Source organism: Pseudomonas sp. NFACC42-2, from assembly GCF_900116055.1.
GTDB classification, from domain to species: domain Bacteria; phylum Pseudomonadota; class Gammaproteobacteria; order Pseudomonadales; family Pseudomonadaceae; genus Aquipseudomonas; species Aquipseudomonas marginalis.
This window is the reverse complement of the sequence record NZ_FOZO01000027.1, coordinates 12,415-34,743: the sequence shown is the minus strand read 5'-3', so window position 1 is coordinate 34,743 and position 22,329 is coordinate 12,415. Positions and strand designations below refer to the sequence as shown.

Below are 22,329 nucleotides of genomic sequence, written 5' to 3'. Positions count from 1 at the left end.
TCCCCTGTGGGAGATGTCGAGCTTTAGCGAGGCTTCGATGGCGGCGGCACAGTTGGTAGAGGTGTTGGCTGACACACTGCTATCGGAGTGCGTGGTGTGTCAGACGGTGCGGGAGAATTGGCCTTTGTGGGCGCCGCCCAGGTAGGCGTCGAAGGCCATGGCCACGCTGCGTACCATCAGTTGGCCCTTGGGCAGCAGTTGCAGCGCGTCGTCCCGAACCAGCAATAAGCCGTCCGCCACTTGCTCGTCCAACTGCGTCAACGCTTGGGCAAAATACTCATTGAACCGAATGCCATGGGCCGCTTCCACCTGGGCGACATCGACGCGGCCGTCGCACATCAACCCATTGATCACCTCACGGCGCAGCACGTCATCGGGGTTGAGCCGGTAACCGCGTTGCACCGGCAGCATGCCCGCATCGATGCGCGCGTAGTACTGGGACAGCTCCTTGACGCTCTGGCTGTAGCTGTCACCGACCTTGCCGATGGCCGATACGCCCAGGCCGATCAGGTCGCAATCGGCATGGGTGGAGTAGCCCTGGAAGTTGCGTTGCAGGCTGCCGTTGGCGCGGGCCAAGGCCAGTTCATCGTCGGGCAGGGCGAAATGGTCCATGCCGATGTAGACATACCCGGCCTCAGTGAGGCGGCGGATGGTCAGTTCCAGCAGCTCCAGCTTGCGCGCCGGGGGTGGCATGTCTTCGGGGCGGATCATGCGCTGGGCGCGGATCTGGCTCGGCAGGTGCGCGTAGCTGTAGGCGGCCACGCGGTCGGGGCGCAGGGCGATCAGCTTGCTCAGGGTCACGTCGAAGCTGGCCACGGTTTGCAGGGGCAGGCCGTAGATCAGGTCGACACTCACCGACTTGAAGCGAGCCTCGCGGGCCGCCGCCACCAGTTGCAGAATCTGCGCTTCGCTTTGCACGCGATTGACGGCGGCCTGGACGTCGGGGTCGAAGTCCTGCACGCCGAAGCTCAGGCGATTGAAGCCCAAGCGGCGCAGGGTGTTGATGCGCTCGAGGCTGATGGTGCGTGGGTCGACCTCAATGGAGAACTCATGGGCGTCGCTGTCATCCAGGCTGAAGTTGTCCGCCAGGCAGGCCATCAGTTCGGCCAGTTGCGCATCGTCCAGATACGTCGGGGTGCCGCCGCCCAGGTGCAATTGGGTCAGGCGTCGGGAGCGCTCGAACAGCGCGCCCTGCATCTGGATCTCGCGCTTGAGGTACGCCACATACTCGACGGCGCGATGGGTCTTGCGGGTGATGATCTTGTGGCAGCCGCAGTAGTAGCAAAGGCTCTGGCAGAACGGAATATGGATGTACACCGACAACGCCTTGGGCGCGGCGAGTTGGTGACTGGCGCGCACGGCCTGGTGATAGTCGTCCAGGGCAAACGCGCTGTTGAACTGCGGCGCGGTCGGGTAGGAGGTGTAGCGCGGCCCCGGGCGGTCGTATTTGTGCACCAGGGCACGGTCGAACTCAAATGCCGTCATGGTCGATCACCTCGTCGTTGGCGCTGACGGGGGTGGTCAGGGGCTCGGTGACGTACAGACGCGCCGGGTCGGCGGTTTCGTGAAACCCGCCACAACAGGTGGCGAGCTGGCCATTGCTCAGTTGGGCACAGTACTCACGGGCATCCAGGGTGTTCTGGACACACAGCGTGTCGATCTGGCTGATGGCCCCCAGGCCAAAGCCGATGTGATCGCAGTAGCCGTGCAGGGTGAAGCCTTCGCAATTACGGCTGAGGCGACCGCGCTCCTGGGCCTGCTTGAGGTCATCGTCGGTGCGGGCGAACTGGCCCAGGCCGATGTAGTGATACCCGGCGGCGGCCAGGTGTTCAAAGCCGAGGCGGCGCATCGCGCGTTTATCCGCCTTGCTGCAAAACGCCTGGGATTGGCGGCCCTGGTAGCGCACCGGTGGCTGGGCGTAATCGAACAGCTGCAGGCGGTCAGGCTCCAGGGCAATCAGGCTGGCCAGTTTCTGCTCGAAACTGGCCGGCGTCTGCCAGGCATGGCCGTAGCCGAGGTCGATGTTCACTGAGCGAAACCCGAAGGTCCGCGCCGCATCCACCAGCGACTCGATGGGCGCCGGGTCCTGATAGCGTGCCTGGGACAGCGGCCCGTCCCGGTTGGCGTCGGGTACGCCGATGCTGGCGTGGTTGAAACCCTGGTCGCGCAACAGGCCCATGGTTGCCCAGTCGATGTGCCAGGGGTCGAGGTCGATTCGGTAGTCGCCACGGTCGTGGTCGAGAAAGTTGAAGCGGCTGTGCAGGTGTTCCAGCAACGTACACACCTGCTCGATCGTCGGGGTGGTACCGCGCAGGTGAAAGTGCTCGACCGGTTGGCGCGGGCCGAGCTGACAGCCGATCAGCTGGATTTCCTGGGTGAGGCTCTGCAGGTACTCAGCGCCGGCATCGCTTGCCGGCCAGTGCAGGTTCAGCGCCAGGGGCCGCTGGCGCTGGCGGCTGTCGCGCAGGGCGCGCAGCAGGTCGAGGGAGCCGACGCCGGCATGGAAGCGGCGCGTGTCCGTCTGGCGGGCCAGGTCCAGCACGCCCTGGTCCTGACGAAAGCGGGTGGGATGAAGATGGGTGCGCATGGCGGACTCCGGAACGGGCGGCGGTGGTCCATTGTCCGGTGCGACCGCTGCGCGCACCTTGATATGCATCAAGGTCGTTACCAGCTGAGGTAAAACATGCCCTTGGCCAGCAGCACAATGGCGACCATGTGCACAAACAGGCTCAGGTGAATGAAATGGCTATAGCGCGCACTGACCTTGCCCCAGCGTATCCGCGCCATGGTCACCAGGAAGTGCAGCAGCACACTGGCGGCCAGGATCAACTTGAGGCCCAGCAACGTGCCGAACGAGGACGCCAGCGGGGCCGACAACGCCGGCAGGTAGCGCAGCCAGACCATGCCGAGCCCGGCGCCGAACAGCACCAGCAACACCCACGGCATCAACACCCGGGCACGCCGGGCGACGCCCTGCTCCACCAGCACCATCACCCGAATCGGCAAGTGCTGGTGCAGGTGCCCGAGGATCAGCACTTCGAAGAACACCGTGCCGATAAAGATCAGCGCAGCGAACAGGTGGGCCAATAGCAACAGGAGGTAGAGCATGCAAGCCTCGCAGAGGGACCGGCCGTGGGGAGCCCAGTGTGCGGGCTGGCGCACGGGGCGGCCTTGATGCCGGTCAAGCGTTGCTCCTGCTCGGCTTACAGCAACGGCAGGCTGTAGCTGACGATCAGCCGCGTCTCATCCTTGTCGGCGGTGTCATTGCCGCGCAGCACGGCGCTGCGCCAGGTCAGGCCCAGGCCCTTGAACGTGCCCGTGGGAATCACGTAGTCGACACGCAAATCGCGCTCCCACTCGCTGTTGTCGCGACGCGCCGCGCGGATGTTGCTGCCGTGGATATAGGTCACGCTCGACTTCAGGCCCGGAACGCCCAGGCCGGTAAAGTCATAGGTGTAGTTGCCCACCGTGGCCTGCTCGCCGGCGTTGACGAACTTCAACGACTGGGCGTTGGTGATCAGGTACAGCGAACGGCCCTGGCCCTGGTTGATGTGGGGAAAGTCACTTGCGCCGGTGGTTTTCTGATACCCCAGGCCCACGGAATGCCCGTACACGCCATAGGTCAACATCGCGCTCCACAGGCGGTTGTCGACCTTGCCCGAGTTGACGCCCGGCGCGTAATACCCGGAACTCACATAGCCTTCATCGCGCCCGGCGGCGCTGCCGTTCTTGCCGTCGGCGGTGCTGTAGAAATAACGCAGATCGGTCTTGAGCTGCCCCACCGGCAACTGCCAGTTGTGCACCAGGCCGACAAAATGTTGTTGGTAGAAATTCTCCAGGGTCGCGTAGTAGTACTGCACTTGCAGTTGCCTGCTGACGGCGTAATCCACCCCGCCGTAGTAGAACTGGTTGCTGAACCTGCCCTTGGCCGGGTCGTTGGCCCCGGCGATCGACAGGCCCTGGCCGTTGCTGGAGTTACGGTCGAGCACCTGCTCCATTTTGCCGGCGATCAGGTTGAAGTCCTTGAGGTCCTTGGAGTCGACCTGATAGCCACGGAACGTCTGCGGCAACAAGCGGCCGTCTTCGGACATCAGCACCGGCATCTTCGGCATCAGGGTGCCGACCTTGAGCTGGGTTTGTGAGATGCGCACCTTGCCGGTGGCGCCGGTCTTGCTGAAGTCATGGGCGGCCTTGCCATCGGACAACGGGAAGACGCTGCCGGGGGTGTTGTCTTCACCGGCCTTGCCGGCACGCCCAGAGGCGTCCAGGCGCAGGCCATACATGGCCTGCAGGTCCAGGCCGAAGCCCACCAGGCCCTCGGTGAAACCGGACTGGTAGTTGAACATGAAGGCCTGGCCCCACTCCTTGTCCGACGGCGCCCTGGTGTTGCGGGTGTCCTGGTTGTAATAGAAATTGCGCAGGTCGAGAGTGGCTTTGCTGTCATCGATAAAACCCGATGCAGCCGCCTGCTGCGCGGCGCCGAAGGAGACGGCGAGCGCCAGGCACGTGGTGTGTTTCATGAAGGCTCCGTGAAGTGATTGAGGCGACCCCGTTACAGCCCAACCCTGTTGTTTGTCGGTCGGGTGGTGCTGCATTCAACGGGTGCGCGCACGGTATAGCCTTGGGCCTTGGGGAAACAGCCGCTAAAACCGTCAATCACTTTTGCGGTTTACGTAACAATCCCGCTCGTTCAAGGCACCGGCAACCAGCCCTGGAGTACTCCTGGGAAGGCGAGCGGACACCAGGCAAAGTCCCATTCCGAGGCCGGGAGTACCTGTTGTTCGGCGGCGGCAATGCGCGCGCCCTTCCAATCGAACACCGTCAAGCCTTGCCAGGCCAGGGCCACCCCCTGGGCCTGGCTGTCATCCGTACTGATCCAACGCGCCGCTGCTGCTGCCATGAAGGTTTCGATGGGCTCTTCATCAATCTGCCCGCGATACGGCGACGCCAGCAGCCAACGGCACACGTTCAGGTGCCAGGTCCAGTCCTGGGCCGGCTGGTTGCGATAGGCCCAGGTCATGAAGCTGCGAAACAGGTTCAGGCCTTCGGGCGGGTCGAGCTTGAGCAGCGTCGGGCAGATGTCGAACACGGTGTGCCAATACGGCAACAGGCGTGCATCCAGGTGCACAAAGCAGCGGGCATTGCTTGGGTAGTCCGGGCGTGCCGGTTCCGCGCGCAGGCGACGGGACGCCTGGCTGACCAGGCGGCTGGCGCCTGCAGGCAAGTGATGGTTCATAAAGCGCACTCACAGTCGTGACGATAGAACGCCCCCTGTTCACAGGAGGCCCAGGGCACACGTCAGAATGCGGGGGATGCGCGGGGGTTGGCCGAAGGCCAGGAATAACGCGGCGGCGCCTTATTGCGCCGCTCATGGGCCGCGCGCGGGGTCTGCCCCAGGCCCAGCAACCAGGCCAGGCCGATCAGGAACACCAGCGCGACGGTCACGGCGTTGCACACCGGGCAGGCAAAGTAGTTCGAGATGTTACTGGAAGACGGGGCGCCCAGCCCTTTGTCGGAAAGTGGCGGCTGTTTGCCGTCCACTGCGCAGAACGCGCCACCGATCCCATTGAGCTGCTGGCCCGTCATCTGACCATGGCCCAAACCGCACACGAACAGGTTCATCAGCACGCAGAAGTACAGGGTCCAGACGATCAGGGAACGGTCGGGGCGGCTCGATTTCATGGCGGCGACTCTACCACCAGCGGTGCAAAAGGATGAAATCCAGCGTGCCCCTGTGGCAGAACGTCGCAGATTACGCGGGCTGGCCAGGGTTGGTAGACTTGGCGCCCTCCTCGTTTACTCCTATTCAAAGCCCGCCGAGTTGATTTCGCGCAATGCGGGCGTTTCACAGGATGCACCGTTGATGAGTACGTTATTCACCCGCCGCAAGGTCCTGACCGGCATGGGCCTGTTGGGCCTGGGCCTGCTGGCCGGTTGTGACAACAGCCCGAAATTGAATTTCAAGTACGGCAAGGACTTGAGCGACAAGATCATGGGCCGCACCTTCAAGCTCAAGAACACCGAGGGCGACACTGTCACCCTCAGTTCCTACCGTGGCCTGATGCCGGTGGTGTTCTTCGGTTTCACCCAGTGCCCGGCCGTGTGCCCGACCACGCTGGCCCGCGCCGCCCAGGCCAAGAAGCTGATGGGCCGTGACGGCGAGATCATGCAGGTGATCTTTATCACCCTGGACCCGGAACGCGACACGCCGGAGATCCTCGACAAGTACGTCAAGGCGTTCGACCCCAGCTTCGAAGCGCTGTACGGCACCCCGGAAGAAATCGCCGTGGCCGCCAAGGAGTTCGGGATCTTCTATGAAAAGATCCCCGCCGGCGACACCTACACCCTGTCCCACACGGCCACCAGTTTTGTCTTCGACACCCGTGGCAACCTGCGCCTGGGGTTGCAGGCATCCCTTACCGCTAAAGAGTGCGCAGAAGACCTGCTCACCGTCATGGAGGTCTGCTAATGACTGCCGTTCAACACCTCAAGCGCTTCACCCTCAGCCTCGCCCTGCTGGGTTTCGCCGCCCACGCCAGCGCCCAGGTGCAAGTGACCGACGCCTGGGTGCGCGCCTCGGTGCCGGGCCAACCGTCCAGCGGCGCGTTCATGACCGTGACCGCCGACAGCGACAGCAAGCTGCTCAGCGTGGCCTCGCCGGTGGCCAAGGATGTGCAGATCCATGAGATGAGCATGAAGGACGACGTGATGCGCATGGGCCCCGTGGACTCGGTGGCCCTGCCGGCGGGCAAGGCGGTCAAGCTCGACCCGGACGGCTACCACGTGATGCTGATGGGCCTGACCGGGCAGATCAAGGAAGGCGACCAGGTGCCGCTGACCCTGACAGTGCAGGACGCCAAGGGCGAAAAGCAGACCGTTGAGGTCCAGGCCACGGCGCGTGGGCTGGATGGCATGGACCATAGCAAGATGCATTGATGCAGCGGATTTGGGGGGCCTGTTCCTGTGGCAAACCCTAATGCCAGTCAATTAAGGACGAACACCGTACCTGTGGCGAGGGAGCTTGCTCCCTCACCACAAAGGTCACCCTTCAATCCACGATAAATAGCTTCGCCCCGACACTCGTCGAGGAACGATGCGCCTCCATGTCATTGCCCACCTGGTAACTCATCCCGGCCGTCAGCGTGAACCGGCGGCCGTCTTCCAGCTCGGTGTGCAACTCGCCTTCCAGGCACAGCAGCACATGCCCGCGCCGGCACCAGTGATCGGCCAGGTAGCCGGGGCTGTAATCGACCCTGCGCACGCGGGTGGTGCCGAAGTGGCAGGTGCGCCATGAGGCACTGCCGCTGATGCCGGGGTGAAGCTCGGATTCGACGGTGGACCAGTCGGTGATGCCAAACGGGACAGCGGTGAGTTCCATGGTGTGCTCGGTCGTGGGTGGTCGTGACGGGAAGCTATCGGGCTGAGGCTGCATGGGGTAGACACAGATCCCGTGGCTTTGTGGGATACAGGCGTGCTTGTTATCCTGCCGACCTTGCTCCCAAGGACGCGCACTGATGCAGATCGACCCCGCCTACCTCCTGCTTGAGACCGAGCATTGGCTGCTCAACCATCACCTGGCTTCGAAGCTGCCGGGTTACCTGATGCTGGGTGCCAAGGCGCCTGTTGATTCCCTCGCCGACATGCCGGATGCAGCGCTGGCCGAACTGGGTGGACTGCTGGCGAAAACCCAGCGGGTCATGGAGGCGCAACTCAAGCCCAAGTGGTTGTATATCAGCCGCTATGGGCATCTGCCGGGGTTCCCGCTGCACTTTCATTTCATCCCGGTGTACGACTGGGTGGAAAACGCGTTCTGGCGTGATGAGCGTTATCGGCGGTTGCAGGATTTGGGTTCCCAGGACCAGGCAAAAACCCTCACCGATGGTGCGGAACTGACGCTGTTTGTGTGGAGGGAGTTTGGTGAGAGCCTGATCCCACCGGTGATCCACGGGCCTTCAGTCGCGCAGGTTATCGGCAACTTGCGCGTGCATTTGCGTCACTGATGCAGGTGTTTTTTCATCGGAATACACGCCAACTGCAACCCCGATGGCGAGTGGTAAATCGCCTGCTCATCCCCCACGTAGCCACACGCGCGATAAAAACTCGCGGCATTCAACGTCGCGTCCAGCACCACCTCTTCAATCGCCAGTTCCCGCGCGACCTGCTCAAGGTGATCCAGCATCGCCTTGCCATACCCGCGTCCGGTGAATGCGGGCAACACGAACAGCGCGCCGACTTCGTCGTTGGCCGGGTCGAGCATGCCAGTGGCGATCGGCTCACCGTTCAACCAGCCCAGGTAGAACGGTTTTTCCATCAGCGCGCTGTAGCCGTCCTCGGCCTTGCCACGGGTCCAGAGCGCCATTTGTTCGGCGGTGTAGGCGCCGATGCATTGGCTGCGGATGGCTGCGCGACGGATGTCAAAAGCGGCGTTGGCGTCGGTGGGGGTGGCGCGTTTTATTTCCAGCATGGGGTCCTTCCTTCATGGATTTCCGTTGCCCGCCCGGGTGAATGAATAACGGAGGTGAGGGAGCTTGCTCCCGCTTTGGCGGGCTCCACACTGCCTCTTGAATGCCGTGCCCCTGACCAACATACATCGAAAACAGCACCCACCACCAAGCCTGGCGCAGACAAAACTGTGGGAGGGGGCTTGCCCCCGATAGCGGTGGATCAGTTATAGATGGGCTGATTGACACGCCGCCATCGGGGGCAAGCCCCCTCCCACAATTTCGATCTGTGTTCTGCGCAAAGTCCCAGCGAGGCCGTTATGATGTGGCCTTTCGCTCAACGCCCCAGGAAACGCCCATGCCCGCCCTCACCTTGCGCAACGCCCTCCCCGACGACGCCGCCCGTTGCTTTGAAATTGAAATCACCGCCTACGAGGGCGACGAAGCCGCGACCCTGGAAAAGATCGCCACGCGCATTGCCCTATACCCGCAAGGTTTTTTGATCCTGGAAGCCGATGGCGAAGTGGCAGGTTTTATCAACAGCGGCTGTGCCCACGAAGTGGTGATGTCGGACGAGGCGTTCAAGGAACTGGTGGGGCATTCGGCCGAGGCGCCGAATGTGGTGATCATGTCGGTGGTGGTCGACCCGGCGCATCAGGGCAAGGGGTATTCCAAGGTGCTGATGAGCGAGTTCGTGCAGCGCATGCGCGCGATGGGCAAGCGCACGATTCACCTGATGTGCAAGGAACGGCATGTGCCGTTGTACGCGCTCATGGGCTACACCTATGTCCAGCCGTCGCCCTCGGATCATGGCGGCATGGCCTGGCATGAGATGGTGATGACGCTTTAACCAACGGAGGGTTTTGCAATGACCGCTGCGCTTATGGAAATCAGCGACCAGGCCAACCCCGATGCCGAGCGTATGCTCGGCAACGGCCTGGCGGCGTTCAACGAAGGTATCGCCGGCTACAACGATCGCCTGCCTCTGACGGTATTGCTCAAAGATCCCGATACCCGGCAGATCGTCGGCGGCATCACCGGCAAAACCACCCTGGGCATGGCTTTTCTCGACCTGTTCCACCTGCCCGAGGCCCTGCGCGGCACAGGCCTCGGCAGCCGGTTGCTGCAAGCCTTTGAGCACGAAGCCCGGCGTCGCGGCTGCGCGAACGCGGTGCTGTATACCCTCAGTTTTCAGGCCCCGGGCTTTTATGAAAAGCATGGGTGGGTGCGGTTCGGGGAGGTCCCGTGTGAACCGGCAGGCAGCAGTCGCGTGTTTCTGTCCAAGCGGCTGTAACGTCCAGGGCTTTGCCAGGCAGCCGTTTGCAGCCTGGCGTCACGCCGAACAACCTCCGATTACCAACTCCCCGACGCCCCGCCACCGCCACTGGACCCGCCGCCCCCCGAGGAACTGCTGCTGGAGCTGGAGCCACTGGAACCCGAACCGGAGCCACCGCCCGAACCGGATCCCGAGCCGGAACTGGCGATGCTCTGCACAAACACGATAAACGCCACGAAGGAGGCCACTGGAATCGCCACGATCCAGCCCTGATACCCGTGCCCCAGCAGTGTCCCCGCAGCGACATAGATGGCCATGACCGCCAGCGCACGCAGGAGGAAAAAGCGCGGGCGCTTTTTCCAGGATGCCCTGATGACGAAGAACAACCCGAGGTACAAGCCCAGCACCAACGCCGCGCCAAACGGCCACACCAGCCAATGGATATAACTGACTTCCACGAACCGGTTGGCGATCACCACCCCGACGACATAGGCCAACAGCCCTATCACGCAGTAGAACGCCGTGCGCGCCAGCCACAAGGCGCCGAAGGTGGCGCCGCCGATCAGGAGGGTCAGGGGCAGTACCAGCAGGTACATCGGCCATTCCCGGCCACCGGCGAATGCCACCAGCGCCACGGTAACGGCTGCCGTGGCGATCAACGCCCCACGCCAGCCCAGCTTGCGCGCCGCGACCAGCACGCCACCGACGGCACCGCACACGAACGCCAGCAACACCGCAAGCGCCTCAAGACTGCCGCCCTGCCCGGCCACTTGCGGCAAGTCACCGCCATCCACCAGGACAACCAGGTCGTTCACGCCCTGCTCGACACCGCCGGCATAGTCGCCCTGGCGAAAGGCCGGGGTGATGTGTTCTTCAATAATCCGGTGGGCCAGCAGGTCGGTCACCGTGCCCTCCAGGCCATAGCCCACCTCGATGCGCACCTTGCGATCGTCCTTGGCCACCACCAGCAGGATGCCGTCGTTGACATCCTTGCGCCCCAGTTTCCAGGCGCGGAACAGTTGGTTGGCGTAGTCCTCGATGCTCGCGCCACGGGTGGTGGGCACCAGCAACACCGCCACCTGCGCGCCTTTGCGCTGCTCAAGGGCGGCGAGCTGGTCTTGCAGACGGGTGGTGGTGGCGGCGTCGAGGGTGTTAGTGAGGTCGATCACCCGCTGGTCGAGGGCCACGCCGATGGGCGACGTCTCGGCCTGGGCGGTGATAAACAGGCCGGCGGACATCAATACCAGCAGACTCAAGACGGATTGCCGCAACCACCGCATCATGTTTGTTACCTGAAGTTTCTTCCTGAAGGCGCCGACTTTACCCTATCGGCGCTATAACGCGTGACCCAAAGCCATCGACTATCTAAACTGCAGCACACCTAGCAATACGCCATAACTTCGAGATCCCCATGGGCCTACTCCAGCGCAACAACGTCAACGTGATGGGTGACGGGCCCTCGACCCTGGTGTTTTCCCATGGTTTTGGCTGCAACCAGGCCATGTGGAACTACCTCGCGCCGCAGTTCAAAGAGCGTTTTCGCGTGGTGATGTATGACCTGACGGGCGCCGGCCTGTCCGACCTCAACGCCTTTGACAAGGCCAAGTACAGCGCGCTGGACGGCTATGCCCGCGACTTGAACGAGATCATCGAGGCCTTTGCCGAGGGCCCGGTCATCCTGGTGGGGCACTCGGTCAGTGCCATGATCGGCACCCTCGCCGACCGCTTGGCCCCCGGGCGTGTCGCCGCCCATGTGATGATCGGCCCGTCGCCACGCTATATCGATGACGATGGCTACGTGGGCGGTTTCAAGCGCGCCGACATCGACGACCTGCTCGACACCCTCGACAGCAACTACCTCGGCTGGTCCAGCGCCATGGCCCCGGTGATCATGGGAGCCCCCGGCCAACCGGCGCTGAGCGACGAGTTGACCGAAAGTTTCTGCCGCACCGAGCCGGAGATCGCCAGGCAGTTCGCGCGCGTGACCTTTATGTCGGACAACCGCCAGGACGTGATCGGCCTGCCCACCCCGGTGCTGATCCTGCAATCGAGTGACGACCTGATCGCCCCGGTGGCCGTGGGTGAATACCTGCACAGCGTGCTACCCAACAGCACCTATTGCCTGGTGGACAACGTCGGCCATTGCCCGCACATGAGCGCACCGCAGGCCTGCGCGGCGGCCATGGATGCCTTCCTGGCGCCGTGGATGGCAGCACGTGCCGGCTGATCTGTTCGACAGCGCCGCCTGCGCCCTGGCTGTCACCACGGAAGAGGGCACGATCCTGCAGGCCAACGCACGCTTCAGCGACTGGCTGGGGTTCAGCATCGCCGAGCTGCAGGGCCGGCGCTTCCAGGACCTGCTGAGCATGGGCGGGAGGATCTTCCACCAGACCCACCTGGCGCCCATGCTGCGCATGCACGGCAGCGTCACCGAGGTGAAGCTGGACCTGCTGCACCGCGACGGCCACAAGCTGACCGTGCTGCTCAACGGCAACAAACGCGAACAGGCCGGCTCGGTGGTGTACGACCTGGCGCTGTTCGGCACCACCGACCGCGACAAGTACGAGCGCGAGCTGCTCAACGCGCGCCACCTGGCCGAAGCGCTGTTGCAGGAAAAAACCGCCACCGAAATCGCGCTGCAACAAGCCCAGGCCGAACTGAACGAGGCCTACGCCATCGCCCAGCGTCGCGCCCTGTTTGCCGAGCAGATGGTCGCGATTGTCAGCCATGACCTGAAAAACCCGCTCACGGCGATCCGCATGGCCTCGGACTTTCTCAGCCGTGGCGAACGCACGCCCAAGGAGCGCCAACTGCTGGGGCACATCGGCCAGTCCTCCGAGCGCGCGCAACGCATGATCGCCGACCTGCTGGACTTTACCCAGGCGCGGGTCGGCCACGGCATCACCATCAAGACGGCGCCGCTGGACCTGCACGAGGTGATCCATCGCGCGGTGGACGAACTGCGCGTGGCGTTCCCCAAGGCAACCCTGGAGCATCAAGCACAAGGCAGCGGCGACGCCTGCCTGGATGCCGATCGCGTGCAGCAGATCATCGGCAACCTGGTGGCCAACAGCGTGGCCTATGGTGACCCGCGACGGCCGATCACCATCACCTCGCGCCTGGGTGCCGGCGCTTGCGAAGTGGCGGTGCACAACCACGGCACGGCGATTCCGGCAGGTTTGCTGGCCGGGCTGTTCGAGCCCATGACCCGTGGCACCGACCAGGGCAGCGACGTGCGCAGTGTGGGCCTGGGCCTGTATATCGTGCGGGAGTTGGCCAAGGTCCATGGCGGCGATGTGGCGGTGAGTTCCTGTGCCACGGCCGGCACCACCTTCACGGTGACGTTTCAGAACAGGTAGGCGCTGCCCTGCATGATCGGTTCCACACTGCCCGTCAACACCACACCGCCCTGCCCGTCCCATTGCACCGTGACCGTACCGCCGTCGCACTGCACCTGCACCGTGGCATCCAGCAAGCCACGGCGGATGCCATTGACCACCGCGCCGCAGCAGCACGAACCGGAACCCAGCGGCACGCCGCCGCCACGCTCCCAGATGCGCAGGCGGATATGCCCACGGTCGAGCACCTGCACGAAATGCACATTGGTCCTGGCCGGGAACAGCGGGTGAATTTCCAGCGCCGGGCCGACGGCGGCAGGGTCGATGGCGTTGATGTCGGCCACAAAAAACGTGCAATGGGGGTTGCCCATGCTGCACGCCGCCGGGTTGCCCGCCAGCGGTAACGTACCCGTATCCATGGCCTCGGCCAGCGGTATGGCCGACCAATCCAGCGACGGCGCGCCCATGTCGACCGACACTTGACGATCCGCTACCCGCACGCAGGTCAGCAGGCCCCGGTCGGTGCGCAGCACAACCGAATCGCTGCGGGTTTCATGCATCAAGCGGTCGGCCACCCCGCGCGTGGCGCTGCCACAGGTTTGCAGCGGCGTGCCGTTGGGGTTCCAGAACTTGATGCGCGCAGCGGCGTCTTCGCAGTCGAGCATCACGGCCAATTGATTAAAGCCGATACCGGTGTGGCGATTGCCCAGGCGGCGGGCGACCTCGGGGGTGACAGGGTCGTCCAGGCCACGGCGGTCGATGATGATGAAATCGTCGCCGTGGGCGTGCATTTTTGTGAACGGCAAGGTCATGGGCTGTCCTGGGGTCGACCGGTGGGGGAACTGGAGGATACCCTGAACCGACCCAACCTTATCGAGAGTCAAGCATGCTTATCGTCTTCAGCGGCCTGCCCGGCACCGGCAAAACCACGATTGCCCGCGAGTTGGCGCGCCAGACCGGTGCGGTTTACCTGCGCATCGATGTGATCGAGCAGGCGATTCGCGACGCGGGCGTATTGGCGGGTGATGTCGGTGCCAGCGGCTACGGCGTGGCGAATGCGCTGGCGCTGAGTAACTTGCAGTTGGGCCGTAGGGTGGTGGCCGATTGCGTGAACCCGGTGCAGGAAAGTCGGGCAGCCTGGACAGCGACGGCCGCTACGGCAGACGTGGCGCTGGTCAATATTCAGGTGGTGTGTACGGACGCACAGGAACACCGGCGCCGGGTGGAAACCCGTACGGGCGACATTCCTGGGTTGACGCCGCCAACGTGGCAGTCCGTATCGGCGCATGAATATGAGCGTTGGGAAAAAACGCCGTTGACGATCGACACCGCACTTTCAGCGGCGGCAGAGTCAGTCGCAATGATCCTGGCACACCTGAACCTTGCGGCCGACACGCCGAAATGAACACCTGCCCCTGGGGGTTACCCTGGACGCACCTTATAAACTTACGAGGCCGCTTGGCGTTTGGATACAAGACACCAAACGTGACGCCTCGACGCTGTCGCACCGATGAAGTCGCACCGGCCCGGAAAAATTCATGGCATCCAGCAGGTGATAGATCCTCTCGGGTGCAGGATGAAAAATATCCAGGTTTTGCAATAAGCAACCTTTATCTTCAAGCATCGTCGCAGGGTGTGCCGCCTGTCTCCATTTAATCAAACTGGGCGCGGCTCCCTCCAAAGGCAGTTTGCCGTCTGCTGAAATTGTAATATCCCAACGCAACTCCCCTCGACTCATCGGCTGCGCCTGGCCGACGAGCGTTGCCAGCATCGGGTCAAGCGTTTTCAAGGTGTCGGTCTTCGCGACCCAATGCGCCAGCCGAGCAGAAGCGTTGTGCGCCAGCCTGTCCAGATCAAACCACCGCGGCCGATCCACAGGTGGGGCCTCAGGATTAACCGCGATCACTTCCAGGTAGCAATCCGGGCCCAGTCGCAGCAATTTATTGTGGGTTCCCATAAGCGGATGACAACCACCTGGTTGAAGTGGCACACCCAGTCGCTGACTCACGAAGTCGTCACCCGCTTCCAACGTGGGCGCGACAATAACCAGATGATCCAGCGAGGTCTGCATAAGGTCTCATCCTGAGGTAAAGGCACAGGGGAAACTCGTTCGGCTCAACGAAACAATCAGCCGCTTCTGCAATGGGGGCCTCAGAGCACACTCCCCATCGCCTTCATCAACACCAGGTCGCGCCCATAAATATCCGGCGCATACACCAGGTCACCCTGGCCGTCGACCTGCACCGTCCAGTAGCCCAACAACACAGGCACCGGGGTGGCCAGCCGGAATTCATGGGTCACGCCGGTGGCCAGCAGTTCATCGGTGCGCGCGCGTTCGGCCGGGCTGACCAGCAGGTCGCGCAGCAGCAGCGGTTGTTCGACCCTCACGCAACCGGAGCTGAACGCGCGCGGGCCCTTGGTGAACAGCGGTTGGCTGGGGGTGTCGTGCAGGTACACCGAGTACGGGTTGGGAAAGCGCATCACGATCTTGCCCAGTGGATTGCGCGGGCCGGCTTCCTGACGCAGCAGGATGTTGCCGGGGCGCGCCCAGTCGATATTTTCCGGCGCCAGCGGGTGGCCTTCGGCGTCGAGCACTTGCAGGTTCTGCTGGCGCAGGTATTCGGGGTTGAGGCGGATGGCCGGGAGTTTATCCTCGCGCATGATGGTGGGCGGGATGGTCCAGGTGGGGTTGAGGGTCAGCCGGGTGATGCGAGATTTGAGCAGGGGCGTCTGGCGTTCGGCGCGGCCCACTTGCAGGCGGGTCTGCCACACCGGGATACCGCTCTGGTACACGCTCAGCTGCGCGGCGGCGACGTTGACCAGTACACCTTCGGGCTCCAGGTCCTGGGCCAGCCAGCGGAAACGCTCGAGGTTGATGCGCAATTGTTCGCGGCGCATGGCCGGGCTGATATTGAGTTCGGCCACGGTACCGGCACCGATCACGCCGTCCGATTGCAGGGAGTGGCTGAGCTGGAAGGCCTTCACCGCCGCGACCAGTTCCGGACCGTATTGTTTGCCCGCGCCCTTGGGTTCGACAGACAGGTAGCCACCGCTGTGGAGCCGACGGGTCAGTTCCGGGACGCGCGGGTCGTCCATGCCGGGACGCAATAACGGGCCGCTGCCGACCGGATCCCAATGGGGCAAGGGTTGCAGGCGCACCGTGGAATAGGCGTTGCGCAGGCTGCGGTACAGGTCGGCGCTGGGGCGCGCCTGGTCAAAGGCTTGCGCCATGTTTTGCAGGCCGAGGGCCGCGAGGGCCAGCACTTCGGTGTCGGGGTCGCGGGTGGGCGGCTGCGAATGCCACAGCGGTTCGAAGCGCGATTGCTGCAGGCGCCCGTAATGCAGATCCTGCAGGGCTTGCAGGTAGTGCTGGCTGATGTCGATGTCGCTGCACAGCACATTGGCCATGGCATCCGCCGCAGGCAGACTATAGTGGGTGGGGTCGAGCCCGTCATCGGCGAGCAGCTGCAATTGGGCGTGCAGTGCCTCGCGGCGATCGTTGGCGGACCACAGCGGCCCATTACCCTGCTGCTGGTAGAACGCTTGCAGGCGCAGTTGGGCGGCGGCGTCTATCTGCGCGGCAAGACTGGGGCAGACACCCGGCAGTTGCGCCATTGCCTGTTGCAGCGGGGCCAGTTCGACCGGCGCCGGCGTGGTGACCGGCAATGGCTCGACCGGCAGCACGTCGGCTGTGGCGACCAATGGTGCAACGAGCAGGCAAATGCTCAAGTAACATGCGTGTTTTTTGAACAATAGCTTTGCTCCAATCCACAGTGGGGGGATGTACTGTAGATGCTGACTTTTATATGCCGCCTCGGTTTGGTCACCGTGGGCCTGGCTTTACTGAGCACTATTACGCTCGCCGCCAATGGCAACCCTCCTTCCTTGTATAGCAGCCTGGCGCGCTCGGCTCCAGAACTCAATCCCACGGTACTGAAAAGCGCCCTGAACGCCGTGCAATGCGCCGTCAATAATGGCGAGGAACGCTCCGAGCGCCTGGCCGTGATTGACTACTCCCAGCCTTCGACCGCCCGTCGGCTGTGGATCTTCGACCTGCGCAAGAAAACCCTGGTGCTGCGCGACCTGGTGGCCCACGGCGCAAAGTCCGGGGAAAACTTCGCCACCCAATTCTCCAATCTGGAAGGCAGCCATCAATCCAGCCTGGGCCTGTTCCGCACCCAGGAAAGCTACCTGGGCACCCATGGCTACTCGCTGCGCATGGACGGCCTGGAGCCGGGGTTCAACGACCAGGCCCGCGACCGCGCCATCGTGATTCACGCCGCCGACTACGTCAGCCCCTTGTGGAGCAAGCGCGAAGGCCGCATCGGCCGCAGCCAGGGTTGCCCGGCCGTGCGCCCGCAGGTGGCACGCCAGGTGGTGGACAAGCTCAAGGATGGGCAGTTCATGTTTTCGTGGTACCCCGACCAACGTTGGCTGAAGTCCTCGACGTACCTCAATTGCAAACCCCAGCAGGTGGCGAGTAGTCGTACAATCCGTGGCGGTTAGCCTGTCCCCACAGATAAAAGAGAGCTTCGCATGCTTCTACATCAATCGACCTGGATCGAGATCGGGCAGTTCCTGGAACGCAGCCGCACGGTGGTGATCCCCATCGGCTCCAACGAACAACACGGCCCCACCGGCCTGCTGGGCACCGACTGGATGTGCCCGGAAATCATCGCCCATGAGGCGCAAAAGCACGCCGACATCCTCATCGGCCCCACCTTCAATATCGGTATGGCCCAGCATCACCTGGGCTTTCCCGGCACCATTTCCCTGCGCCCTTCCACCTTTATCGCTGCGATCGGCGACTGGGTGCGCTCGCTGGCCGGGCATGGTTTCGACAAGATCCTGTTTCTGAACGGCCACGGCGGCAATATCGCCACGATTGAAGCAGCGTTTTCCGAGCTGTACGCCGAGGCGAGCTTCGGCCGTCGCCCTGCCGGGTTTGCGTTGAAGCTGGTGAACTGGTGGGACCTGGAAGGCGTCACTGACCTGGCGCACCGCCAATTCCCGGTAGGCCATGGCAGCCACGCGACGCCTTCGGAAATCGCGGTGACGCAGTGGGCGTACCCGGACGCGATCAAGTCGGCCGACTACTCCCCGCAGATCGCCAACACCGGGCCGATCCGTGAAGCCCTGGACTTCCGCGCACGCTTCCCCGATGGGCGCATGGGCTCGGACCCGGCGCTGGCGACGGTGGAGAAAGGTGGGGAGTTGGTGGTGCTGGCGGCTCAAGGGCTGGTGAAAACGGTTAACAGCTTCAGCAACGAAGCCAGACCTTAGGCCTTATGCGGATTCAAATGTGGGAGGGGCTTGCCCTCTTCCACATTGGTTATCTGCAGTCCTGCGCCACCTGTTCAAGCCGCGACGGCGTAATGGTCGACGCCAGCGGCTTGCGCTCGTACAAAAACACCTTGCCGCCGTCCCCCGCCTTGTAGACCTCCAGCACGTCATCGGCGGCAATCTTGCTGGTCAACACCAGCTTGGCGTGGCGCGAGTTCTGGGTCACCGTCGACGTGATGCCGTGCTTTTCCAGCTTGGGAAGCAGGCATTGCACATAGTCATCCGGGCTCTTGCCGGTTTGCAGGGTCAAGGTCGGATTATTGGGAGCGGAAACACAACCGGCCAGCAACAGGGCCGCGACCGGTACGAAAAAAGAGCGCATGAAAAAATCCCGAGTCTAAAAATAAAGGTTCACATCAACCCGCGCGAACCAGCGCCTTGAGCGAGGCATCGAACTGCTTCAGCGCATCGAGCTGCACATCCCGCTGCTGCTCGATCCGCGCGGCAATCTCCGGTGCGGCCTTGTCGTGCACCCACACCGAGGGCACCTGCCTGTGCACCGAGCCTTCGGCCTTGGCGATGTATTGCAGGTTCGCGTCATAAAACCGTGCGATAAAACGCGCCTCGACCTGATCGTTGCGCTGGGTCAGCAGTTGGTTATGGGTATCGAGCATCACCACCACATCGGGGCGAGCCTGCACCAGGGCATCCAGGTTGTCGTAGACCGTCACCGACAAAAAGGTTCCCTGCAGCGAGCTCATCAACCAATCAATGGCCAGTTCCGGGTCGGAGCTGTTGACGAACGCCTCGCGGATACCTGCGTCAAGGGCATCCCTGGCGCCGTTCAAGGCCATGTCGTGGTAGCGTTCAAGGTAGCTGAGGTTGTCGCGGGTGTTATCGCTTAACAACACCCCCACCGATTGCGCATGCTGCAGGGAGTCTACGCTACCGACGATAGGTAGCAAATGGCCTGCACGCAATTCATCAGCGATCGCTGCGTTGTTGACGATCACAGTGCCCAGCATCAGCATCATTAAACCCAGCTGAATCAACGTCCTCATCGCGCATTTCCTTGAACAGCGTCTCGATGCAGGCGATTTTGCGCTTTTCCTGAAAAAACAGAACTTGCGTTGCATGATGGTGACTATTATCTGAACCGATAGTGCTCACATAAAACCTATAAGGACCACGCCATGAAGCCTCACCAGAAAACCTTCGACCGCATCCGCGAAGCCGTCTTGCCGGAGTTTCGCGAGCGGGTCGCCGATTACCTGGTCGAGTATGAACAGGTACTGCTGGATGAGGCGTCAGAGGCCGACCAGGTGCACGCCAGTGCCCAGCAATTGCGCGGTTACCTGCGTGGCTTGAACACCACCCGGGTGCTGGGCATGGCCGATTGGGAAGACCTGGACCGGCGCGTGGCGCAAATGACTGCAAACGCTACAGCGCAGGACGTGGCTGGTTGACCCATTCCTGCACCGACGGCCGCTGCCATTGGCGCTGTACGTACGCCACCAGTTCGACAGGCACGCTGTCGCCGTTGAGGATCAAGCGATTGAGCATCACAGCCAAATCCACGTCAGCAATGCACCACTCACCGAACAAGTATGGCGGATTACCCGCCAGCAGCGCCTGCGACGCACTGATCAACTTGGCAGCAGCCGCTTCAGCCACGGCGGTCAGTGGGGGCATCTTCTGCCCGTAGAACACCACCATCGTCGAGCGTTCCTGACGAATCGGCAGCAAATCGCTGCGCAGCCACGCCTGTACCTGTCGCGCTCTCGCCCGCTGTTTTGGATCGGCCGGGTACACGCGGGTCTCGGGGTAGGCCTGGTCCAGGTATTCGGTAATCGCGGAGGATTCCGACAAGGCAAAATCGCCTTCTACCAGGGTCGGCACGCGCTGGGTCACGGATAGCTGGGCAAAGTCGGCCGTCTGGTTCTGCGCGGCGTCGAGGTCCAGGGTGACCAGGTCGAAGGCCAGGCCTTTTTCCCGCAGGGTAACGAACACCGACATCGCGTACGGACTGGTGTAGAGCGAATCAACGTAGAGGCGCAACGGGGGCTGGTTCATAACGGGGCTCCTTGGGTGAAGCCCTACGCTACGAGATGCGCGCCAAGAAAGACAATGCGCGGTTTTTATGGGGGCATTCCCGAGCGGAATAGCGGGTTAACCGGCAAACCCGCCCTTGTCCAGAAAGGCGCGCTCTTCATCGGTGGTGACCCTGGCCAGCACCGCATTGCGATGGGGAAAGCGCCCGAAGCGCTCGATGATCTGCGCGTGTTCCTTGGCCCAGCGGTAGGTGTTGGCATCCAGTTGCTGATTGAGGGTCAGGGAGCGTTGCTGGTCCCTTGGGTCTTCCGAGTGTTCGAACGGCAAATAACAGAACGCGCGCAATGCCGGCTCCACCTGCTGGTCGAGCCCGGCGTCCACCATGCGCTGGGCGTACAGGCGCGCCAGCGGGTCGGTGGCGAACATGTGCGCAGTGCCGCGAAAGGCGTTGCGTGGGTATTGGTCGAGCAGGATCAACAAGGCCAAGGCGCCTTCGGCCGAATCCAGCCAGCTTTCCAGCTCGCGCCGGGCGGCTTGCAGGTGGGTGGCGCGGAAGGTGTCGCGGAAGGTGGCGTCGAACCCATCGTCCTTGGCGAACCAGCGCTTGGGGCCGGCGTGCCGCCAGAAGTCGATGACGGTTTGAGGGGTGCTCATGCTCAGGGGCTCCGGGTGTGAATTCACTGAAGGTATCAGAAGCGGGATCAACGGAGGGCAACGCGTTGATTAATGTTATAGGATAACGCCAATTTTCCGCCCTGCCCTGTGATTCCGCCCATGACCGATGCCGTTCCCCTGCGCCAACGCCTGCTCTCCATCGACGCCCTGCGCGGCCTGGTGATCCTGTTCATGCTGCTCGACCACGTACGCGAAACCTTCCTGCTGCATCGCCAGGTCAGCGACCCGATGAGCATCGACAGCACCGAGCCCGCGTTGTTTATCAGCCGCACCCTCGCCCACCTGTGCGCGCCGGTGTTTGTGTTGCTCACGGGGTTATCCGCGTTTTTATACGGCCAGAAATACCAGGGCCGCCGCGATGTGTCGGCGTTCCTGTTCAAGCGCGGGTTGTTCCTGGTGGTACTGGAATTCACCCTGGTCAACTTCGCCTGGACCTTCCAACTGCCGCCCAGCGTGATCTATCTGCAGGTGATCTGGGCGATTGGCATCAGCATGCTCGCCCTCGCCGCCCTGGTGTGGTTGCCGCGCCCGCTGTTGATCGTGCTGGCGCTGGTGATCATCGGCGGGCACAACCTGCTGGATGGCCTGCACTTCGCCCCAGGCTCGGCGCTGCATATTCCGTGGACGATCCTGCATGAACGCAGTTGGATTGACGTGTCCGACACCCTGCGCCTGCGCACGACCTACCCGGTACTGCCGTGGATCGGCGTGATTGCCCTGGGTTACGGCCTGGGACCGTGGTTTGCCAGTGCCATGCGGCCTGCCGTGCGCCAGCGGTATTTGCTGCTCGGAGGCTTGGGTGCGTTGCTGGGGTTTGTGCTGTTGCGTGGGCTCAATGGCTACGGCGAGAAACCCTGGCAGGCATATGACAACGGCGTGCAGACACTGATGAGCTTTTTCAACGTCACCAAGTACCCGCCTTCGCTGCTGTTCCTGGCGTTGACCCTGGGGATTGGGCTGTTGCTGTTGCTGGCGTTTGAACGCGCGGGGCATCGACGCTGGATCGGCGTGTTGGCGGTGTTTGGTTCGGTGCCGATGTTCTTTTACCTGCTGCACCTGTATGTGCTGAAAGTGCTGTATGTCGCCTGTGTTGCGCTGTTTGGCGTGAACCATGGCAACTACTTTGGCTTCGACAGTATCGGTGCGGTGTGGCTGATGGCGCTGGCATTACCCCTGGCGCTCTACCCACCGGTGCGCTGGTTCGCCGCGCTCAAGGCGCGGCGGCGCGACCTGGCGTGGCTTAAATACCTCTGACCTGACATGG

28 protein-coding genes are annotated in these 22,329 nt (G+C 62.9%); 12 read left to right on the top strand and 16 right to left on the bottom strand.

Annotated features, from left to right (window positions below):
- Positions 1 to 99: 99 nt before the first annotated feature.
- From hemN to BM416_RS28075, 6 genes are all read right to left on the bottom strand, one after another.
- Positions 100 to 1,485, bottom strand: a complete 1,386-nt coding sequence (gene hemN, locus BM416_RS28100) for an oxygen-independent coproporphyrinogen III oxidase (RefSeq protein ID WP_092490154.1) — start codon at positions 1,483 to 1,485, stop codon at positions 100 to 102.
- A complete protein-coding gene (locus BM416_RS28095; protein ID WP_092490153.1) occupies positions 1,472 to 2,587 on the bottom strand; it encodes an oxygen-independent coproporphyrinogen III oxidase in 1,116 nt (371 codons plus the stop codon). The genes hemN and BM416_RS28095 overlap by 14 nt, the downstream gene beginning before the upstream one ends.
- 77 nt (positions 2,588 to 2,664) lie before the next feature.
- Positions 2,665 to 3,108: a hypothetical protein gene (locus tag BM416_RS28090; RefSeq protein WP_092490152.1), complete on the bottom strand. Its 444-nt coding sequence runs from the start codon at positions 3,106 to 3,108 to the stop codon at positions 2,665 to 2,667.
- Positions 3,109 to 3,203: 95 nt separating this feature from the next.
- Positions 3,204 to 4,520 (bottom strand): OprD family outer membrane porin, encoded by a 1,317-nt coding sequence (locus BM416_RS28085; RefSeq protein ID WP_092490151.1) that lies wholly within the window; start codon positions 4,518 to 4,520, stop codon positions 3,204 to 3,206.
- 170 nt (positions 4,521 to 4,690) lie between these two features.
- Complete coding sequence (locus BM416_RS28080; RefSeq protein ID WP_092490150.1) at positions 4,691 to 5,236, bottom strand: putative natural product biosynthesis protein; 546 nt, start codon at positions 5,234 to 5,236, stop codon at positions 4,691 to 4,693.
- A 62-nt stretch (positions 5,237 to 5,298) separates the two neighbouring features.
- Positions 5,299 to 5,682 carry a DUF2946 domain-containing protein gene (locus BM416_RS28075; protein WP_092490149.1) on the bottom strand — a complete coding sequence of 128 codons (384 nt, stop codon included), beginning with the start codon at positions 5,680 to 5,682 and terminating at the stop codon, positions 5,299 to 5,301.
- A 181-nt stretch (positions 5,683 to 5,863) separates the two neighbouring features.
- Here BM416_RS28075 and BM416_RS28070 point away from each other — a divergent pair, with 181 nt between their 5' ends.
- Together BM416_RS28070 and BM416_RS28065 are read left to right on the top strand one after the other, a co-directional pair.
- Entirely contained in the window at positions 5,864 to 6,469 is a 606-nt protein-coding gene (locus BM416_RS28070; RefSeq protein ID WP_024074981.1) for an SCO family protein, read from the top strand.
- Entirely contained in the window at positions 6,469 to 6,936 is a 468-nt protein-coding gene (locus BM416_RS28065) for a copper chaperone PCu(A)C (protein ID WP_092490148.1), read from the top strand. Before BM416_RS28070 ends, BM416_RS28065 begins: the two co-directional genes overlap by 1 nt.
- Before the next feature lie 112 nt (positions 6,937 to 7,048).
- On the opposite strand, the gene BM416_RS28060 is transcribed toward BM416_RS28065, so the two are convergent.
- Positions 7,049 to 7,378, bottom strand: a complete 330-nt coding sequence (locus BM416_RS28060; RefSeq protein ID WP_092490147.1) for a DHCW motif cupin fold protein — start codon at positions 7,376 to 7,378, stop codon at positions 7,049 to 7,051.
- Between the two features lie 136 nt (positions 7,379 to 7,514).
- Here BM416_RS28060 and BM416_RS28055 point away from each other — a divergent pair, with 136 nt between their 5' ends.
- On the top strand, positions 7,515 to 8,000 hold the full coding sequence (locus BM416_RS28055; protein ID WP_092490146.1) for an HIT family protein: 486 nt from the start codon (positions 7,515 to 7,517) through the stop codon (positions 7,998 to 8,000).
- Here BM416_RS28055 and BM416_RS28050 read toward each other — a convergent pair.
- A complete protein-coding gene (locus tag BM416_RS28050) occupies positions 7,994 to 8,464 on the bottom strand; it encodes a GNAT family N-acetyltransferase (protein ID WP_092490145.1) in 471 nt (156 codons plus the stop codon). The two genes, BM416_RS28055 and BM416_RS28050, sit on opposite strands and share 7 nt — an antisense overlap.
- A 335-nt stretch (positions 8,465 to 8,799) precedes the next feature.
- On the opposite strand from BM416_RS28050, the gene BM416_RS28045 reads away from it, so the two are divergent.
- Positions 8,800 to 9,291 (top strand): GNAT family N-acetyltransferase, encoded by a 492-nt coding sequence (locus BM416_RS28045; RefSeq protein WP_092490144.1) that lies wholly within the window; start codon positions 8,800 to 8,802, stop codon positions 9,289 to 9,291.
- Positions 9,292 to 9,309: 18 nt separating this feature from the next.
- Positions 9,310 to 9,735: a GNAT family N-acetyltransferase gene (locus tag BM416_RS28040; RefSeq protein WP_092490143.1), complete on the top strand. Its 426-nt coding sequence runs from the start codon at positions 9,310 to 9,312 to the stop codon at positions 9,733 to 9,735.
- A gap of 59 nt (positions 9,736 to 9,794) precedes the next feature.
- Here BM416_RS28040 and BM416_RS28035 read toward each other — a convergent pair whose 3' ends face one another.
- The gene (locus BM416_RS28035; RefSeq protein ID WP_092490142.1) at positions 9,795 to 11,000 is read right to left on the bottom strand and encodes a TPM domain-containing protein; all 1,206 of its coding nucleotides are present in this window, start codon (positions 10,998 to 11,000) and stop codon (positions 9,795 to 9,797) included.
- Positions 11,001 to 11,128: 128 nt separating this feature from the next.
- On the opposite strand from BM416_RS28035, the gene BM416_RS28030 reads away from it, so the two are divergent.
- Both BM416_RS28030 and BM416_RS28025 read left to right on the top strand, forming a co-directional pair.
- Positions 11,129 to 11,944: an alpha/beta fold hydrolase gene (locus BM416_RS28030; RefSeq protein WP_065941858.1), complete on the top strand. Its 816-nt coding sequence runs from the start codon at positions 11,129 to 11,131 to the stop codon at positions 11,942 to 11,944.
- The gene (locus tag BM416_RS28025) at positions 11,934 to 13,076 is read left to right on the top strand and encodes a PAS domain-containing sensor histidine kinase (protein WP_092490141.1); all 1,143 of its coding nucleotides are present in this window, start codon (positions 11,934 to 11,936) and stop codon (positions 13,074 to 13,076) included. Before BM416_RS28030 ends, BM416_RS28025 begins: the two co-directional genes overlap by 11 nt.
- Here the strand turns inward: BM416_RS28025 and dapF are convergent.
- Positions 13,064 to 13,867, bottom strand: coding sequence for a diaminopimelate epimerase (dapF, locus tag BM416_RS28020; protein ID WP_092490140.1), 804 nt, complete (start codon positions 13,865 to 13,867; stop codon positions 13,064 to 13,066). The genes BM416_RS28025 and dapF overlap by 13 nt on opposite strands.
- Before the next feature lie 74 nt (positions 13,868 to 13,941).
- Here dapF and BM416_RS28015 point away from each other — a divergent pair, with 74 nt between their 5' ends.
- Positions 13,942 to 14,460 (top strand): P-loop nucleotide/nucleoside kinase family protein, encoded by a 519-nt coding sequence (locus BM416_RS28015; RefSeq protein WP_092490139.1) that lies wholly within the window; start codon positions 13,942 to 13,944, stop codon positions 14,458 to 14,460.
- A 33-nt stretch (positions 14,461 to 14,493) separates the two neighbouring features.
- On the opposite strand, the gene BM416_RS28010 is transcribed toward BM416_RS28015, so the two are convergent.
- Both BM416_RS28010 and BM416_RS28005 read right to left on the bottom strand, forming a co-directional pair.
- Positions 14,494 to 15,126 carry a VOC family protein gene (locus tag BM416_RS28010; protein WP_092490138.1) on the bottom strand — a complete coding sequence of 211 codons (633 nt, stop codon included), beginning with the start codon at positions 15,124 to 15,126 and terminating at the stop codon, positions 14,494 to 14,496.
- An 80-nt stretch (positions 15,127 to 15,206) separates the two neighbouring features.
- A complete protein-coding gene (locus BM416_RS28005) occupies positions 15,207 to 16,808 on the bottom strand; it encodes a L,D-transpeptidase family protein (RefSeq protein WP_092490137.1) in 1,602 nt (533 codons plus the stop codon).
- A 39-nt stretch (positions 16,809 to 16,847) separates the two neighbouring features.
- Here BM416_RS28005 and BM416_RS28000 point away from each other — a divergent pair, with 39 nt between their 5' ends.
- Positions 16,848 to 17,561 (top strand): murein L,D-transpeptidase catalytic domain family protein, encoded by a 714-nt coding sequence (locus BM416_RS28000; RefSeq protein WP_092490136.1) that lies wholly within the window; start codon positions 16,848 to 16,850, stop codon positions 17,559 to 17,561.
- Between the two features lie 30 nt (positions 17,562 to 17,591).
- Positions 17,592 to 18,338: a creatininase family protein gene (locus tag BM416_RS27995; RefSeq protein WP_092490135.1), complete on the top strand. Its 747-nt coding sequence runs from the start codon at positions 17,592 to 17,594 to the stop codon at positions 18,336 to 18,338.
- A 49-nt stretch (positions 18,339 to 18,387) separates the two neighbouring features.
- Here the strand turns inward: BM416_RS27995 and BM416_RS27990 are convergent, their stop codons facing one another.
- The gene (locus BM416_RS27990) at positions 18,388 to 18,720 is read right to left on the bottom strand and encodes a YajG family lipoprotein (RefSeq protein WP_027607228.1); all 333 of its coding nucleotides are present in this window, start codon (positions 18,718 to 18,720) and stop codon (positions 18,388 to 18,390) included.
- Between the two features lie 34 nt (positions 18,721 to 18,754).
- Positions 18,755 to 19,399 (bottom strand): ATPase, encoded by a 645-nt coding sequence (locus BM416_RS27985; protein WP_065924605.1) that lies wholly within the window; start codon positions 19,397 to 19,399, stop codon positions 18,755 to 18,757.
- A gap of 132 nt (positions 19,400 to 19,531) precedes the next feature.
- Here BM416_RS27985 and BM416_RS27980 point away from each other — a divergent pair, with 132 nt between their 5' ends.
- Complete coding sequence (locus BM416_RS27980) at positions 19,532 to 19,804, top strand: hypothetical protein (RefSeq protein WP_092490134.1); 273 nt, start codon at positions 19,532 to 19,534, stop codon at positions 19,802 to 19,804.
- On the opposite strand, the gene yfcF is transcribed toward BM416_RS27980, so the two are convergent.
- Positions 19,779 to 20,411: a glutathione transferase gene (yfcF, locus tag BM416_RS27975; protein WP_092490133.1), complete on the bottom strand. Its 633-nt coding sequence runs from the start codon at positions 20,409 to 20,411 to the stop codon at positions 19,779 to 19,781. The two genes, BM416_RS27980 and yfcF, sit on opposite strands and share 26 nt — an antisense overlap.
- 96 nt (positions 20,412 to 20,507) lie before the next feature.
- Positions 20,508 to 21,044: a DUF924 family protein gene (locus tag BM416_RS27970; protein WP_092490132.1), complete on the bottom strand. Its 537-nt coding sequence runs from the start codon at positions 21,042 to 21,044 to the stop codon at positions 20,508 to 20,510.
- A 120-nt stretch (positions 21,045 to 21,164) separates the two neighbouring features.
- Here BM416_RS27970 and BM416_RS27965 point away from each other — a divergent pair, with 120 nt between their 5' ends.
- Positions 21,165 to 22,319 carry an acetyltransferase domain-containing protein gene (locus BM416_RS27965; RefSeq protein ID WP_092490131.1) on the top strand — a complete coding sequence of 385 codons (1,155 nt, stop codon included), beginning with the start codon at positions 21,165 to 21,167 and terminating at the stop codon, positions 22,317 to 22,319.
- The last annotated feature ends 10 nt before the right edge of the window (positions 22,320 to 22,329 follow it).